The organism is Lysinibacillus sp. BNK-21 (genome assembly GCF_048684915.1).
In the GTDB taxonomy this organism is placed as follows: Bacteria; Bacillota; Bacilli; order Bacillales_A; family Planococcaceae; genus Lysinibacillus; species Lysinibacillus capsici.
Genome location: NZ_JBLQTS010000001.1, coordinates 4151296 through 4166474 on the forward strand (window position 1 = coordinate 4151296; position 15179 = coordinate 4166474).

The 15179-nt window shown below is 36.1% G+C and carries 15 protein-coding genes; 4 read left to right on the top strand and 11 right to left on the bottom strand.

The annotated features are described in order from the left end of the window. Positions 1 to 99 precede the first annotated feature (99 nt). Positions 100 to 1062 (top strand): multidrug resistance efflux transporter family protein, encoded by a 963-nt coding sequence (locus ACMGGO_RS20885; protein WP_048393266.1) that lies wholly within the window; start codon positions 100 to 102, stop codon positions 1060 to 1062. Positions 1063 to 1322: 260 nt separating this feature from the next. Here ACMGGO_RS20885 and ACMGGO_RS20890 read toward each other — a convergent pair whose 3' ends face one another. Then, positions 1323 to 1754, bottom strand: coding sequence for a DUF4395 domain-containing protein (locus tag ACMGGO_RS20890; protein ID WP_066038428.1), 432 nt, complete (start codon positions 1752 to 1754; stop codon positions 1323 to 1325). Between the two features lie 119 nt (positions 1755 to 1873). Between ACMGGO_RS20890 and ACMGGO_RS20895 the strand changes: the two genes are divergently transcribed. Next, positions 1874 to 2584 carry a Fe-S oxidoreductase gene (locus ACMGGO_RS20895; RefSeq protein WP_066038427.1) on the top strand — a complete coding sequence of 237 codons (711 nt, stop codon included), beginning with the start codon at positions 1874 to 1876 and terminating at the stop codon, positions 2582 to 2584. A gap of 63 nt (positions 2585 to 2647) precedes the next feature. Here ACMGGO_RS20895 and ACMGGO_RS20900 read toward each other — a convergent pair whose 3' ends face one another. Then, a complete protein-coding gene (locus ACMGGO_RS20900) occupies positions 2648 to 3331 on the bottom strand; it encodes a hypothetical protein (protein ID WP_004229769.1) in 684 nt (227 codons plus the stop codon). Positions 3332 to 3342: 11 nt separating this feature from the next. Next, positions 3343 to 4455 carry a dipeptide epimerase gene (locus ACMGGO_RS20905; protein WP_312124662.1) on the bottom strand — a complete coding sequence of 371 codons (1113 nt, stop codon included), beginning with the start codon at positions 4453 to 4455 and terminating at the stop codon, positions 3343 to 3345. An 80-nt stretch (positions 4456 to 4535) separates the two neighbouring features. Here ACMGGO_RS20905 and ACMGGO_RS20910 point away from each other — a divergent pair, with 80 nt between their 5' ends. Further along, positions 4536 to 5777, top strand: a complete 1242-nt coding sequence (locus ACMGGO_RS20910; protein ID WP_048393260.1) for a hypothetical protein — start codon at positions 4536 to 4538, stop codon at positions 5775 to 5777. A 55-nt stretch (positions 5778 to 5832) separates the two neighbouring features. Here the strand turns inward: ACMGGO_RS20910 and nhaC are convergent, their stop codons facing one another. The 8 genes from nhaC to ACMGGO_RS20950 all read right to left on the bottom strand — a co-directional run bounded on the left by nhaC (position 5833) and on the right by ACMGGO_RS20950 (position 14696). Then, positions 5833 to 7281, bottom strand: coding sequence for a Na+/H+ antiporter NhaC (gene nhaC / locus ACMGGO_RS20915; protein ID WP_048393453.1), 1449 nt, complete (start codon positions 7279 to 7281; stop codon positions 5833 to 5835). 277 nt (positions 7282 to 7558) lie between these two features. Next, positions 7559 to 8668 carry an amidohydrolase gene (locus ACMGGO_RS20920; RefSeq protein ID WP_420282227.1) on the bottom strand — a complete coding sequence of 370 codons (1110 nt, stop codon included), beginning with the start codon at positions 8666 to 8668 and terminating at the stop codon, positions 7559 to 7561. A gap of 204 nt (positions 8669 to 8872) precedes the next feature. Next, on the bottom strand, positions 8873 to 9016 hold the full coding sequence (locus ACMGGO_RS20925; RefSeq protein WP_312124664.1) for a hypothetical protein: 144 nt from the start codon (positions 9014 to 9016) through the stop codon (positions 8873 to 8875). 227 nt (positions 9017 to 9243) lie between these two features. Then, on the bottom strand, positions 9244 to 11286 hold the full coding sequence (locus ACMGGO_RS20930; RefSeq protein ID WP_420282228.1) for a TRAP transporter permease: 2043 nt from the start codon (positions 11284 to 11286) through the stop codon (positions 9244 to 9246). Next, the gene (locus ACMGGO_RS20935; protein WP_420282229.1) at positions 11283 to 11798 is read right to left on the bottom strand and encodes a DUF1850 domain-containing protein; all 516 of its coding nucleotides are present in this window, start codon (positions 11796 to 11798) and stop codon (positions 11283 to 11285) included. Before ACMGGO_RS20935 ends, ACMGGO_RS20930 begins: the two co-directional genes overlap by 4 nt. Before the next feature lie 125 nt (positions 11799 to 11923). Continuing rightward, positions 11924 to 12928, bottom strand: a complete 1005-nt coding sequence (locus ACMGGO_RS20940) for a TAXI family TRAP transporter solute-binding subunit (protein WP_369579488.1) — start codon at positions 12926 to 12928, stop codon at positions 11924 to 11926. Positions 12929 to 13218: 290 nt separating this feature from the next. Further along, positions 13219 to 13770, bottom strand: coding sequence for a superoxide dismutase family protein (locus tag ACMGGO_RS20945; protein ID WP_054549059.1), 552 nt, complete (start codon positions 13768 to 13770; stop codon positions 13219 to 13221). A 161-nt stretch (positions 13771 to 13931) separates the two neighbouring features. Next, positions 13932 to 14696 (bottom strand): 3D domain-containing protein, encoded by a 765-nt coding sequence (locus tag ACMGGO_RS20950; protein WP_103117358.1) that lies wholly within the window; start codon positions 14694 to 14696, stop codon positions 13932 to 13934. Between the two features lie 296 nt (positions 14697 to 14992). Between ACMGGO_RS20950 and ACMGGO_RS20955 the strand changes: the two genes are divergently transcribed. Next, positions 14993 to 15178 carry a putative motility protein gene (locus ACMGGO_RS20955; RefSeq protein ID WP_004229797.1) on the top strand — a complete coding sequence of 62 codons (186 nt, stop codon included), beginning with the start codon at positions 14993 to 14995 and terminating at the stop codon, positions 15176 to 15178. Position 15179 lies beyond the last annotated feature (1 nt).

Consider the following 15179-nt stretch of genomic DNA (forward strand, 5'->3'; position numbering starts at 1 on the left):
GGGGTTTTTCCTCTCTTCGTAATTTTTTCAGCCATAATTACTGAATTTTCAAATTACATAAAGGGTTTGAGGTTATAAACTCAAATTGAGGTGATGTTTATGAAAGAAATTGCATTAGGTATTTTAGCTTCCCTTTTCTTTGCCGTGACATTTATTTTAAATCACGCAATGGAAATGCAAGGTGGTAGTTGGCTATGGAGTGCATCATTACGCTATTTTTTTATGCTCCCTTTCTTGCTTATCATTGTCTTTTATCGTAAGGGCTTTTCACAGCTTTCTGGTGAAATAAAAGCACAGCCTATAGCATGGCTACTTTGGAGCTTTGTTGGATTTGTTTTATTTTACGCGCCATTAACATTTGCTGCTGCTTTTGGTCCAGGTTGGTTGGTTTCAGGTACATGGCAGTTTACAATCGTTGCTGGTGTATTATTAGCTCCTCTTTTTGTATCGATCATTGCTGGTAAAACAGTGCGACAAAAAATACCTTTCATATCCTTGCTTATTTCATGCGTCATTTTAGTAGGTATTTTGCTTATACAAATACCTCATGCACAATCAGTATCGTTTAGAAGTTTAATGCTTGGTATTTTACCTGTCATCGTTGCAGCTTTTGCTTATCCTCTCGGCAATCGTAAAATGATGGAAGTTTGTGGGGGCCGAATCGATACTTTTCAGCGGGTGTTAGGAATGACCATTGCTTCAATGCCAGCATGGATCATCATAGCTATTTATGCCGTTCTTACAGTAGGACTTCCCTCAGCAAGTCAAATGTTTCAATCATTGCTTGTTGGAATTAGCTCAGGCGTTATAGCAACAGTTTTATTTTTCATAGCAACGGATCGCGTAAGAGACCATCAAGGCAAGCTAGCTGCTGTGGAAGCAACTCAGTCAACAGAAATTCTTTTCGTTATTATAGGTGAGGTATTACTATTAGGAATTGCCTTCCCTAGCCCTATTGCACTTGCAGGTCTCGGAGTTATCATTGTTGGTATGCTATTACATAGTTACTATACAATGATTATCGGGAAAAAGAATGCTGTGCAACAAAACACAACTTCTTAGCAGTCCATTTTATGGGCTGTTTTTTTACAAAAAAAAGACGACTCTATTCTAAATTTAGAATAAGTCGTCTGAGATTTTCACGTTCCCAAAAAATGAGGGGGGTTTTAGGAGCGTAATCATGAACTAGCAAACTTCTGGAGAAAAGTAGCTAAAGTTCATCCTCTCTACACTGTATTGTAGACGAGGAATAATCTTTATACGATAATGATAATCATTATCAATTAAAATGTCAATCATAATCTTATAATTTTTTTACTTTTTCAAAAAGATTTTTTTAATGAGCGTCGGTACTGCCATTGCTTCAACTGAAAATGTAAAAAACAGCCTATACAAAAGCCTGCTATTGCGATGGCCGATGCAATTGCAACCAGGCCAGTAAAGATATGACCAACAACCTGCCAATGTAACAGATAACCTAATAAACCAGCTGCTAAACAAAGGCTAGCAATACTTGAATTAAATTTTTGCTGCTGAGCATCCTCTGGTATATATGTAGATGGAGCCTTTGTTAAAAAGAGCTTCCCTACACGAAGTATCGGGTTATAGTTGCATAAAATACCTAGTAAATTTGCAGCTAGTGGAATTACTAATATCCAGGTAATTCCTGTTAACCATGATAAAATGACACTCAGAAGAATAGTCCACTGGTTCAGTCTAACAAGTGGTCTTGGAATTGTAAGAAGTTGCGACACCCTAAAACCCACCTTTCTGATATGTTTAATGTATTTTACTACATGATATTCCATTTGTGAAGCAAAAATGATTACTTTATAATGAAGTTAACAGATGTTCAAAGGAAAAGAGGATAACTATGCCAGCTTTAACAATGGATCAAGTTCAACAATTAAACTCGTACAGTATTTATACAACTGAACCTAAGCGGACTTTATTTACTTTAGCTGATATACATAAAGACTTTTACCATCCTGATTTTTTAAACCTTATGATGGGTATAACAGATGCAGCAACAGAAACAGCAGCTATTTCTCACTTTGCACGCCGTTATGGGATGTTTTTTGCTATGCAATTTTATATGCTTGCCGCTTATGACGAAGTATGGGATGGTAAGCCACTTGAATTGCGTTTTGATGCTGCAAAGGAATTTAATAGCTTTACTGTTGCCATGTTTGCCAATCCAAATGATTGGCGCTACGTTGAGGAAGATGAACGCCAAGCTGTTATTGAGAAAATTCTTTACGATGGCCATGTCATTGTCCAACAGCTTCGTAAAGTAACCTCCATCTCCCCCCTTACCATTTGGGAAAATTTCTTCGGCTATTTGCTATGGCATTATCATATATTATTATCTAATCCTGGCTTAGCCGATCAAGCCATGGAGGATGTTGAGGCTTTAGAGGACCCAAAAACATGGGCACGCTTCTCCAATAAATCTTGGTGGGCACAATATACAGGTGGTCTTAGCCCGACTAATTTAGTCAACGTTCCTGTAAGAAAATCATGCTGTTTTTCTAAAGATATCCCTGGTTTAATGGCTTGTGGTTTTTGCCCAATGAAAAAATAATAGAGCCTTTTTAAAAAAAGCCTTACCCTCCACAAATTCATGTGAAAGGTAAGGCTTTGTGCTTTATTTTTCGTATACTACAAACCAATCGTTGTTTTCTTCAAACATAGACGTGCCAAGGAAACCTTGTTTTAAAAGTTGCTGTTGCGCAGTTGTGTCTCCCATCGATATCACTTGTTTTTCAGTAAAATTCGGGGACATCTCTTGTCGTAAGTCTTTATAAAAAATATAACGAAGCTTATCTACATATTTAATTTTTAATCCTTTAATAACGAGGTCTTGCGAGAATTTATCCTTTAAGCTCGGAATATTATATGGCTTTACAGTGGAGCAAACATAATCGTATTTTTCTAAATCGATATTTTCCATCACTACTGTAGCTAATGTTTTCTGTAATCCGTAACCTCGATATTTTGGTGAAACATTCGATATTTCCTGATATAAAACACGTTGAAATTCGTTTTCTGCAATCCCACAATCATAGCCAAGGTGTTCTTCATCAATTGGCGGGTTTAACAGTGCACGAAAGGCGATTAATTCTTCCCCTACATAAGCACCTATCATCATTCCATGACCATTTAAAATATACTCAAATTCCTCTGTGCTTAAGGGTTGTAGGATACTTTGGTCTGCTAAAGCTTCATAAACCTCAACTTGTAGCTCTTCAATTTGTTGTAAATGTTGGAGTGTTAATTTTATAACAAAAAACGGTGTCTCACCAAGCATACCATCATAGATAATTTCCATATTACGCCTCCTTAGGCTGTGACAACAGTTGAAAACTTACATAATTCCTTGATTACAGCTTCATCTACATCTACACCTAATCCCGGTTTTTCATTTAAGCAAATAAATGGTACATCATAATGTAAGTTCCCAACATCCTTTGAGAATTTTAATGGACCCGTTAGTTCTACACTCGTCATAATCTTCTTAGAAAATGCTACATGGAAGCCTGCAGCAGAACCAACTGACGACTCTACCATGGAACCAACTTGACATTCAATTCCTGCCATTTCCGCCATAACAGCAAGCTTCATAGCAGGATAGATGCCACCACACTTCATTAATTTAATATTTACTTTATCTGCTGCACGCTTGGCTATAATTTCACGCATTTCACGTACGCCTCGTAGTCCTTCATCAATCATTAATGTCACATCAGACTTTGATTTAATTTCCACCATTCCATCAATGTCTTCGCTATCGACAGGTTGCTCTAGCCAATCGATATTTAAATCTTTCATAGCACGTAAACCTTGTAAAGTAGTGGCTGCATTACCCCAACCTTGATTTACATCCACTCGAATAGCAATGTCTTCGCCTACTCGCTCACGTACCGCTTTTATACGGGCTACATCACGAAGTACCTCTGTACCTACCTTCATTTTAAAAGAGCGATAGCCCATTTCTACTCGATTAGCTGCCTCTTCTGCCATTGCTTCAGGTGTTCCAATGCTTAGTACATGTGTAATTGGGAATTTTTCATGATAACGTCCACCTAAAAGTTGGTATACAGGCACCCCTAAGGCTTTTCCAGCAATATCGAAGCAAGCAATATCGATCGCTGCTTTTGCTGCTGGTACATGTTTCACAACTTTATTCATTTTATCGTGTAGTTTTTCAAAGGCCATTGGACTTTCCCCAATAATAGCTGGGACAAGCTGATGTTTTAGTACAGCATATGTACTTTCCCATGATTCACCTGTTACATGTTCATCAGGAACAGCTTCACCATACCCTACCACACCTGTATCGGTAGTTACTTTTAAAATAATGGAAGGCATTGTATCATATGTAGCATAACTAATGATGAATGGATCAATTAGCGGTAAATGTATAGCAAAAATTTCTACTTGTTTAATTTTCATCGTAATCAGTCTCCTCTGTCGTTAAAGTTGTCGCTAATACGTCGCTAAATGTTTAAAAAAATAGAAAAGGAGTGATGTCCATGTCTACCAAAATAGCGATTATATGTTCAAAAGCATTTATGAAACGTATTATTAGTATCGCACAAAACATAACCGATATTCAATTAGAATTTTATCTTTACAGCCACCCCTCTGAAGCGCCTACTTTAATGAAGCAAATAAAACCGTGTGATGCAATATTATTCGGAGGAACGTTACCTTATCTACACACTCAATCATTACTTTCAGAAGTTCCAATACCTTGGAATTATATTAAGCAAGATGAAACAACCATTTCTACAACATTATTATCATTAGTAGCCAAACATGCTGTAGCTATCGACAGGATATCCATTGATGTAATGAATCCTGCATTCGTTGATAATGTTTTAGCAGAAATAGAATTTCATGGTCAAAAGCCACATGTTCAGCATATTTCGATTACTGAGCCAACTGAGAATATTTTAAAACGCCATATCGCCCTGTGGAATTCAAAAAGTATTGATTTTGTCATTACCAGTATTCATAGTGTATTTGATGAATTACAAGCACTTCAAATACCGTCAATGCGTATGTTAGATGCTACCAAATCTATTATTCAATGCCTTGAAGAAACAAAATCAAAATCACTATTAACCAAGTCAGAAGCTTTCAAGGCTGTAGTGGGTCTCTTAGAAATCCCTAAAAATACTTCCATTGAATCAACTGTTTTAAGTCAAATTGCGAAAGCTACCTTTTCAACTTTTAAGCAAATTTCAACGCATTCCTTTGAGCTATACACAACTGCTGGACATCTTCAAAATGCTCTCGAAAAGGAAAACTTAGAGCAGCTCATACAGCAAGTTGAACAACCTTTTAAGCTAGCATTTGGCTATGGCTATTCCATTTTGGAGGCCACACAAAATGCTCAGCATGCTTTAACGTTTACTAAACCTTTTGAGATTTATATTCTTGATGAACATAAAAACTTATTAGGGCCTTTCCCTAATACAGAAGGTAAAATTTCTTTAAAAACCGATGATCCTTATGTTTTACAAATGGCTAAGCTTACAAGTTTAAGTCCATTAAATATTTCTAAAATAATCAATTTCAGTAACGAACGACAGTCAGCTCAATTTACATCTCAAAATCTTTCTGAATACCTCCAAGTAACACGACGTACTACAGAGCGTATTATTAAAAAATTAGTTGATAATGGCTATGTAAATATTGTTGGTGAAGAAATGACCCATCAACAAGGACGTCCTCGTAAAATTTATCAATTGAATTTTGCAACTTACTAAACTGCCTCATAAAAGAATTCTCGTAGATACACATGAATCTACGAGAATTTTTATTTTAGTCAACCATTACCAAATTATCCGTATTTTCAGCTTCTTGCGCCTTTTTACGCTTCTCAGCTTCTGCTATTTCTTCTGGCGTTAATTTAACAATAGCAAATCCAATATATCCATAGATAATAGAAATAATCGGTACAGTAAAGTTAAGAATTGCATATGGTGCATATTCCATTGCACTTACACCTAAAGTAGCTAAAATAAACACACCACAAGTATTCCAAGGGAAGAAAACAGATGTTAATGTTCCCCCATCCTCTAATGCACGAGAGAGGTTTTTAGAATGTAAACCACGTTGTTGATAGACACCCGCGAACATACGTGAAGGAACAACAATTGAGATATATTGCTCAGAACATGTTGCGTTGGTTGTTACACAAGCTGCAATCGTTGAAGCAATAAGACTTCCAGTAGATTTAGCAAACTTCACAATTACATTCATCAATGCCTTTAACATTCCTGAATACTCTAAAATACCACCAAATGTCATCGCTACAATCGTCATTGAAACTGTATTCATCATCGAGTCTAGACCACCACGGTTAAATAAATCATCCACCATGTGATTACCTGTTGAGATTTCAAAGCCTGCCTGTAATGCTTGTACAGCACTTGCAGCTGAACCACCTTGTACAAAAATCTGTAGTAAGAAACCTGAAACAATCCCTATAATTAAAGCTGGAATTGCTGGTACTTTCTTAGCTACTAATACAATAACCCCCACAGGAACAAGTAATAGTAAAGGAGAAATAACGAAGCTTTCTTCCATCACTTTTAAAGTTGTTAATATTTCTTCAGATTGCATTGAAACTTCTGCAAATTTTCTACCCATGAATCCAAAAACAACAAGTGAAATAATCAACGCTGGAATCGTTGTATAAAGCATATGCTTAATATGTGCAAACAGATCTGTACCAGTTAATCCTGCTGCTAGATTTGTTGTATCTGATAATGGTGACATCTTATCTCCAAAGTATGAACCCGAAATAACAGCACCAGCAATCATAGCCGCTGGAATACCCATACTTAAACCAATACCCATACCCGCGACACCAATTGTAGCCATTGTAGACCATGAACTACCAATAGCTAATGACACAATTGAACATAACAACATGATTGTCACAAGGAACCACGCTGGAGAAATTAACTTTAGACCGTAGAAAATCATTGTTGCTACGACACCGCCGCCAATCCATGCCCCAATTGTCAAACCTACTAAAATAATAATAACAATGGCAGGTAATGCCAGACGTATCCCTTTATACATCATCTCTTCAATTTCTGCCCATTTATATCCATGCATTTTGGCAACAATTGCTGCTACAGTTGTGCCAACAAGAAGAGGTACGTGAGGACTTTGCTCTAAAACAACTACTGTAATCAACATAGTAATAATCATAATTGCAAAAGTTAGTAGTGCCCAGCCCGCATTAATATCCTTTTTCATTTTTCCATCCCCTTTTTTTGCACCAAATCCCTTTTCGGTTTTTTCAAGACGCAAATAATTTTTTACGTTTTTTAGCTTAATATTCAAAAAATTAAAAGTCAACGCAAAAAATTTATGCTTCCCTAGCAAATCCCTTTATTTTAGCGTAATAAAACGCTTTCAAGTAGCAATAAAAAACAATGCAAACCCTTGAATATCCATGCATCATTAAAAATGTTCATGCAAAAAAGCTATATGAAAAAATAGTTACATTTTTTCATATAGCTTTTAAATTTTTTTATTCAGGCTTTTTTTCCAATACACATGCCAGTACTTTCGCAGCATTAATTAAGGCACTACGATCAAATGTCATTTTAGGGTGGTGTAATCCTGGTGTTAAATTTGCACCAATTCCAATCATTGCCGCTTTTAATTCAGGTTTTTTAACTGTATAGAAATGGAAATCATCACTACCTGGTGTAGTTATTTCATCTGCTAAATGCTCTTCCCCCAAAGCTTCAATGATGGCATTCTTCGCCATGTTCGCAGCAGTTGGGGAAACTTCAGCACCTGGTGTGAAATCTATCCACTTCCAACTCATATCTATTTCAAATTGTTGCTGAATTGATTTCAAGCCAGATTCAATTTTACTGCGCAGCAATTCAAGTTGTTGATTATGTTGTGCACGAACATCCATTGAGAAACTAGCATTACCAGGAATAATATTCGTACTACCCCCATCTGCAATAATTTTTGTTAATTTAGCAGAATGAGGTTCAAATGGTGATAAATGAATGCTGTGTAGCATTTGTTGCACGGCCATAATAACATCTATGGCATTTTTACCTTGATGTGGTCTAGCACCATGTGCATCTATACCCTGAATAGATCCCTCTAAAAAATAAGCAGCACCATGATGAATCGCTGGCGAAACTTTGCCAAGTGGTAATTCTTCTATTGGTCTTAAATGAACACCAAATAAATGTGATACTCCATCAACTGCGCCTCTATCAAACGTTGCGCACGCGCCATTTCCTAGTTCTTCAGCAGGTTGGAAAATGAAACGAATACGATGCTGTAAGGTGCGATCTTTCAGTAGTAATAATGCACCAAGAACCATTGAGATATTCGCATCATGTCCACACGAATGATTTGCTTGCCATTTCCCATCAACTTCCTGCCATAAAGCATCAATATCAGCACGTACTGCAACAATTTCATTACCAGTCCCAATTTCAGCTATTAATCCTGGTATATCACCTAATAAACGATAACTAACATGCAATTCATCCAGTATGGAAGCAATTTTTTTAGTAGTCTCAAACTCTTTCCAACTTACTTCGGGATATTGATGAAAATGATCAAACCATTGATAAATCGTTTCTTCTACTGTTAAAGCTTTCGACATAACTACACCTCTATACGCATTTTTGTTTCCCATTATACATGAATCTTTTTCAGAAAAGTACATATGTCTTCAGACCTAATTCACTTATTTAAATCATATATTACATTCATATGCACTGAAAAAGCCATTTATCAATAGAGGTATAAAATACAATGAGCTATGCTAAAAGTTAGTATACTTTCAACATAGCCCATCAAATTTTCATTATAAACTTGTAAAAAACCCTTCTGGATACTCTTCATATTGAATATTCACCATTTGCTCCTCATTTTTCTCTTCCTCTTCACGCAAATCGAATTCTTGATCCATTAAATACGTCTCAAACTTTGAATTTGACAACTTCCCCATCGTACCACTCCTCATTTATTGAATTTTCTGATAAAAGGATTATACAATAGATTTTTAGTAAATTGCAATAAATTATATACATTATGCATTATAACTATAAAACCTATCACAAAATTAGATTAAAAATGCCACTGATTCTTATGATTTCTAAAACGATTTTTACCTTTTTAAAAAAATCTGCTCATTAATAGTTATTAAATGAGCAGATTTTTATGCAAACCAAGAATTCACGAGACTGAAACTCCCGTTTTGCCATTCATATTATCGGGATGATTTCCTTTTTTATGGGATAGAAATTGAATTACAAACATCACAATAAATATTCCTAAACCTACCCAATCCGAGAATTTTTCTGGATAGATTAGTAATAGTCCTGCCGCAATCAAAATAATTCTTTCAAACCAGAAAAGTTTACGATACCAGTAGCCGATCACCCCTGCACCAATTGCCACCATTCCCGTGATAGCAGTAAATACTACCCATAAAATTTGCGGAATGGTTGTATCAATCATTAATAATGCGGGGGAGAAAACAATCATATACGGTATAATAAATGCCGCAATCGCAAGTTTCGCTGAATTTACACCCGTTTTGATAGGGTCACCACCAGAAATACCTGATGCCGCAAACGCAGCCAGGGCTACAGGTGGTGTAATATCTGCAATAATACCAAAATAGAACACAAAGAAATGAGCAGATAGTAATACAACTACTGGCACTAATTCTTGTGGTGTATTTGGAGATAGTAATGCCACTATTGCTGGTGCAGCAATTGTCGATGTTATCACATAGTTTGCTGTTGTTGGTGCACCCATCCCAAGAATAAGCGATGCAATCATGACAAAAATAAGTGTCAAAATAATACTCCCACCAGCTAAAGCTACTAAGCTATTTGCTAAACTTAAACCTAGTCCTGTTTTTACAACGACACCCACAATAATCCCAGCACAAGCAGTAGCTGCAACGACACCTAATGCAGTTCGAGCACCTTCCACCAACGCATCAATCACATCTTTTGGTTTAAGACGCGTTTCTTTATTAAACATAGCCACACCAATCGAAATAATAATTCCATATAATGCAGCATGCATAACTGCTGTACCCGTTAGCATTAATATGATAATCGCCACAATCGGTAATAGAAGGTAAATCTTTTTAAATACCTCTTGACGATTTGGCATTTGATCGTCTCTCAGACCTTTTAGACCAACTCTTTTTGCTTCGAAATGTGTCATAATCCAAATACCTGTAAAATATAAAAGAGCAGGTATAGCTGCCGCTTTTGCTATATCCCAATACGTAATCCCTCGGCCTATAAATTCAACCATTAGGAAGGCAGCAGCACCCATAATCGGTGGCATAAGTTGACCACCTGTCGATGCAGCTGCTTCCACTGCACCAGCAAACTCTTTTCGATAGCCTAGTTTTTTCATCATTGGAATTGTATAAGATCCTGACGTTACTACGTTAGCTACAGAGCTTCCAGAAATTGTACCTTGAAGTGCACTTGAGAATACAGCTACCTTCGCAGGACCGCCAATTAATTTTCCAGCTAGTGCAACTGCTAGATCGTTAAAATACTGGCCAACCCCTGTTTTCACAAGAAATGCCCCGAATAGTAAAAATACAAAAATAAATGTGGCTGATACACTAATTGGTGTTCCGAATATCCCATCAGTTGTAAAGTACATAAGGTTGACGATACTCTCCAAATCCTGTCCTCTATGTGCCATAAATGCCGGGAAATACGGGCCATAGTAAGCGTAAATCAAGAAAGCGATTGCAATAATTGTAATAGGCAACCCTACAGCACGTCGAGCAGCCTCAAGTACTAGTACAACAGCTATTAGCCCAACAATAAAGTCTACCTGTGTAATGGAGCCATTGCGATTCACAAGTTCTGTATAGTTCATAGACCAATATGAACCTACTGCAATAGCTAGTAATGCTAAAATATAATCGAACCAGGCGATTTTATGCTTGGGTGCTTTTTTTCTTGCGGGGAATAATAAGAAAATTAATGTTAAACCAAAGCCTAAATGGATGGTACGTTGAATTTGAGCAGGAAATTGCCCAAAAATAGCTGTGTAAAGTTGAAATAGCGAAAATGCTAAAAGGCCAAAGAAAATAACATGCTTCATTACACCTGAGATAGTTCTTACATTGGATTCTATATCATATTTTTCAAGTATGGCTTGTTGCTCTTCAGCAGAAATTTGCTCAAATTCTTCTACTTTTTTTTCTTTCTTTGATTTCTCTTGTGTTGTCATTTCATCCTTACTCCTTTCCACTGTTCATAAAGCGACAAACGCTTAATTTCAAATAAATAGGATTTACCCCTATGTAAATCTTTTTTTAAATCATATTCTCTTTCTGCATAATTGAATACCAGATCTAAATCTAAATCACCTATATAGATCGTAAAATTATCAAGTATGGCACTATTGTTAAATTGGAGAACATATTTACCGTTCCGTTGAATAAGTGTTTGATTTTCCTCTGCATAGCCTGGCATACCAATAGCTAAGTCTTCATATTCCATTTCAAGCATTTCAATACGATTACCTTTTATATATTGATAGGATTCCAATACATCTGACTTATGTATGGAGTGGGTGTATCTTATTTGAAAGGTTTGCTCATCTAAAATGGGTATGTAGTGCACTTTAGGATGGGCTATACGCGCCTCTGTAAAGGTGAACACCTTTTGAAGAGGAAGAAATATGATAATACATAGACAGATACTTAATAGGACTGTTATGATGAATTTTCTCTGTTGCATTCGACCTATTCCCCCACTTTAAAAGCTATTCGCCTAATCCTATATCCTAAAAGTAAGAAAGAGACTCGAAGCTTTATGCAACGAGCCCCTTCGTATTTTTTAGAAAGTTTCAAGCACTATTCACACTATTTCTTTTCATCAAAGTATTTTTGTGCGCCTGGATGAATGTCAATACTAATACCATCTAAACCTGTTTCTGCCTTAATAAATCTTCCTTTATCGTGAGAAATTTTATTTGTATTATCATAAATAGCTTTTGTCATTGAATAAACAACATCTTCCGGAAGATCCTTCTTCACCGCTAGCATAGCCAGAACTGAAACTGTCTCCACATCGTTTGCAATACCATAAGTACCAGCTTTTACTGTGTCTTTTGCATAGTAAGGGTATTTAGCAATTATTTCATCAGCTTTACCCGCATCTAAACCGATAATATTTACTTTCGTTGTAGCATTTAACGCTTCAACAGCACCTGTTGGTGTACCTGCTGTAATAAATGCAGCATCTATTTGACCTGATTGAAGACCATCTGTTGATTCACCAAAATCAAGGTTTTGTGCCTTGATATCATCCATTGTTAATCCATTGATTTCAAGTAATTGTTCAGCATTTGCGTAAGTACCCGAGCCTGGCGCACCCACTGATACTTTTTTACCTTTTAAATCTGCATACGTTTTAATACCTGAAGCTTCAGTTGTAACAAGTTGCACTGTTTCTGGATAAAGCGCACCCAAAGCTGAAATTGTATCAATTTTATTGCCATCAAACATCATCTTACCTTCAGTAGCATAATAAGCAATATCCGTTTGAACAAATGCAATCTCACCTTTTCCTTCTTGTAAAGCAGTCATATTGGCAGCAGATGCCTGAGATACTTCTGCAGTTGTTTTAATACCTGTATCTGTCGTAATTAAATCAGCAAAAGTTCCGCCAAGTGCATAGTAAGTACCTTGCGTACCACCTGTTAGTAAGCTTAAAAACTTAATATCCGAAGCTGGTTTATCGGATGATGCAGAGTCATCTCCACTCGTTTCCTTTGATCCACTGCCGCTACCTGTTCCACATGCAGCTAATATCATAAGCGCAAAGATACTTAATAGCATTATTAGATTAAATTGTTTCTTCTTCATAGTAACCTTCCCCCTTTGGTTATTTTTAAGAATCTATTTAAAATTAACAAACTTAGTATAATAATGTCAATATATTTATAGTAAATTCAGACTTTTATAATTATACAAAACTACTTACCACCCATTAATTTACAGAGCTATAGCTTTATTTAATTACCCCCTTTATATCTATAATAAACTCATATTTTCTTTTTTTAATAAAACAAAATAACTATTCTAACTGTATAAATAATGAATAAAATATAAAAAACTGCATCTGAAAACTAACAGATACAGTCATGTATTTTATTCTATTGAATGGCTCCACAGGCTATTCTAGCTCCTGAATTACCAGCAGGATCTGTTTTATAATCATCCGCTGATTCATGAATGACAATAGCACTTCCATCACTATCTAATAGCGAATTTGGTTGATCTTTTTGTAAAGTTAACCCCTCAGCTAAAAAGTTAAGATCCACATTGCCATCTTCACCAATTTCCAAATTTGGTAAGTCCCCTAAATGATAACCATTAGGATTTAATTTACCATGTTCCTTGTTTGTTGGATTAAAGTGGGCACCAGCTGATTCAAATTTAGGTGGTTCACACTTTCCTACTTCATGAATATGGATACCATGTGTGCCTGGTGGTAAGCCTGTTAATGCGAGCGTCATCATAACCCCATTATCTTCCTCTTGAAGATATGCATTGCCATAGCTTTCATTATTTGCACCAATTACTTTTGCAGTAGCTGTTAAAGGGGTAGATGCATTGACAGCTACTTTCTCCTCTTTCTTATCAAAAAAACTGCAACCCGCAACAAAAATTAGTAAAGAAAGACTCATTAAGCTTATTTTTTTCATAAAAATACCTCCTCTCTTTCTGATGATTTCCAATTTCTTCAGTACTTATGCAAAATTAATCATTTACGATTCTATAATGGCTCCTATTTCATTTGAGCTTGAATAGGAAACTCAACCAAAGTAAAAGGGATTTCCCAAAGTTCGAGAAACCCCTTTCATAATTAATTTAAGATTTTTACCGTTACTGTTTTGACACCCCACTGAAGTGCTTGTCCTTCAGTAGGAATAAATACATCGATTTTATTTCCTTTAATAGCTCCCCCTGTATCAGCAGCGATTGCTTCACCATAACCTTCCACCCAAACCTTCGTACCGAGTGGAATAACCCGTGGATCTACAGCGATTACCTTTAAATTAGGATTCGACCTTATATCTGTTCCATTTGCTGTAATTCCTGAACAGCCTTCACAATAGGCTGTATACGCAGTCGCACGCATTGTTAATGTTTTACCAGAGACAGTTGCTGGAGCACTTGCTGGTTTTGTTTTGGCAGGTGCAGCAGGCTTAGTAGCTGTTGCAATCCCCCCGGAAGTTTTTGGTTTTGGTTTTGCAGCTGAAGCTTTAATAGCTATCGATTCACCAGCTAAAATCAAATCTGACGCAAGGTGATTCCATTTCTTCAAATCATCTACAGTTACATTATTAATACGAGCTATTGAAAATAAAGTATCCCCACCTTTGATGACATATTCATCCCCCAATGGTTCTTCTGCTTTTGACGTGTCTTTCACTAAGTCTTGCTCTGGGTAAAACCATAATGAATCCTTTTCATTTAATTGCTGGAACTCACCTACTGTTAAATTATAAATTTGCGGGAGTGCCCATAGTATATTGCCTGGCGATTTGTCCTTAGCAAAGGAAGGACTAGCATAGAGACTCACACCAAATGTCAATACTACCGCTAAAGCTAATGCTCTTTTCTTCATGTTTAGTAATACCTCCATCATTTTATTATTTGTTGCAAATCTGTTGCTAGCACACTAGAGTTAAAAGCTCTATTATGTAAGCAACCATAAGTTTGCAAATTAATAACTCAGGACTAGCTACCTGATATTAGGAATTATTACTATAAAAACGGAAAAATATACAATTTCAATTAATTTTTTAGTAATTTAATCAATTTATTGCGTATAAACTATAATTTAGTAGGTCTGTTTAGGACTTTTTTATATTAGATATTTGCTATATTTAGCCGATAAAAAAAGAAAAGGAGGGAATAAAAATGGAAGTTAATTCACTTATGTCATCCCAGCTGATGGAACTCCAACAAACAGTACAGATGAGTGTCATGCAAAATGCTCTTAATTTAAACACAACTACTGCAATTGAATTACTGAAAGAACTACCTCAACAACAAACAGCTCCTACTCACCCATATAAAGGATCCATAATAGATATCTCAATCTGAT

Excerpts from the sequence above, each read along its gene's own strand:
- ACMGGO_RS20905 (WP_312124662.1), bottom strand. The coding sequence starts at position 4,455 with ATGAAAATTAAACAAGTAGAAATTTTTGCTATACATTTACCGCTAATT.
- ACMGGO_RS20910 (WP_048393260.1), top strand. The coding sequence starts at position 4,536 with ATGTCTACCAAAATAGCGATTATATGTTCAAAAGCATTTATGAAACGT.
- ACMGGO_RS20930 (WP_420282228.1), bottom strand. The coding sequence starts at position 11,286 with ATGACAACACAAGAGAAATCAAAGAAAGAAAAAAAAGTAGAAGAATTT.
- nhaC (WP_048393453.1), bottom strand. The coding sequence starts at position 7,281 with ATGAAAAAGGATATTAATGCGGGCTGGGCACTACTAACTTTTGCAATT.
- ACMGGO_RS20895 (WP_066038427.1), top strand. The coding sequence starts at position 1,874 with ATGCCAGCTTTAACAATGGATCAAGTTCAACAATTAAACTCGTACAGT.
- ACMGGO_RS20945 (WP_054549059.1), bottom strand. The coding sequence starts at position 13,770 with ATGAAAAAAATAAGCTTAATGAGTCTTTCTTTACTAATTTTTGTTGCG.
- ACMGGO_RS20920 (WP_420282227.1), bottom strand. The coding sequence starts at position 8,668 with ATGTCGAAAGCTTTAACAGTAGAAGAAACGATTTATCAATGGTTTGAT.
- ACMGGO_RS20955 (WP_004229797.1), top strand. The coding sequence starts at position 14,993 with ATGGAAGTTAATTCACTTATGTCATCCCAGCTGATGGAACTCCAACAA.
- ACMGGO_RS20935 (WP_420282229.1), bottom strand. The coding sequence starts at position 11,798 with ATGCAACAGAGAAAATTCATCATAACAGTCCTATTAAGTATCTGTCTA.
- ACMGGO_RS20900 (WP_004229769.1), bottom strand. The coding sequence starts at position 3,331 with ATGGAAATTATCTATGATGGTATGCTTGGTGAGACACCGTTTTTTGTT.
- ACMGGO_RS20940 (WP_369579488.1), bottom strand. The coding sequence starts at position 12,928 with ATGAAGAAGAAACAATTTAATCTAATAATGCTATTAAGTATCTTTGCG.
- ACMGGO_RS20950 (WP_103117358.1), bottom strand. The coding sequence starts at position 14,696 with ATGAAGAAAAGAGCATTAGCTTTAGCGGTAGTATTGACATTTGGTGTG.
- ACMGGO_RS20885 (WP_048393266.1), top strand. The coding sequence starts at position 100 with ATGAAAGAAATTGCATTAGGTATTTTAGCTTCCCTTTTCTTTGCCGTG.
- ACMGGO_RS20925 (WP_312124664.1), bottom strand. The coding sequence starts at position 9,016 with ATGGGGAAGTTGTCAAATTCAAAGTTTGAGACGTATTTAATGGATCAA.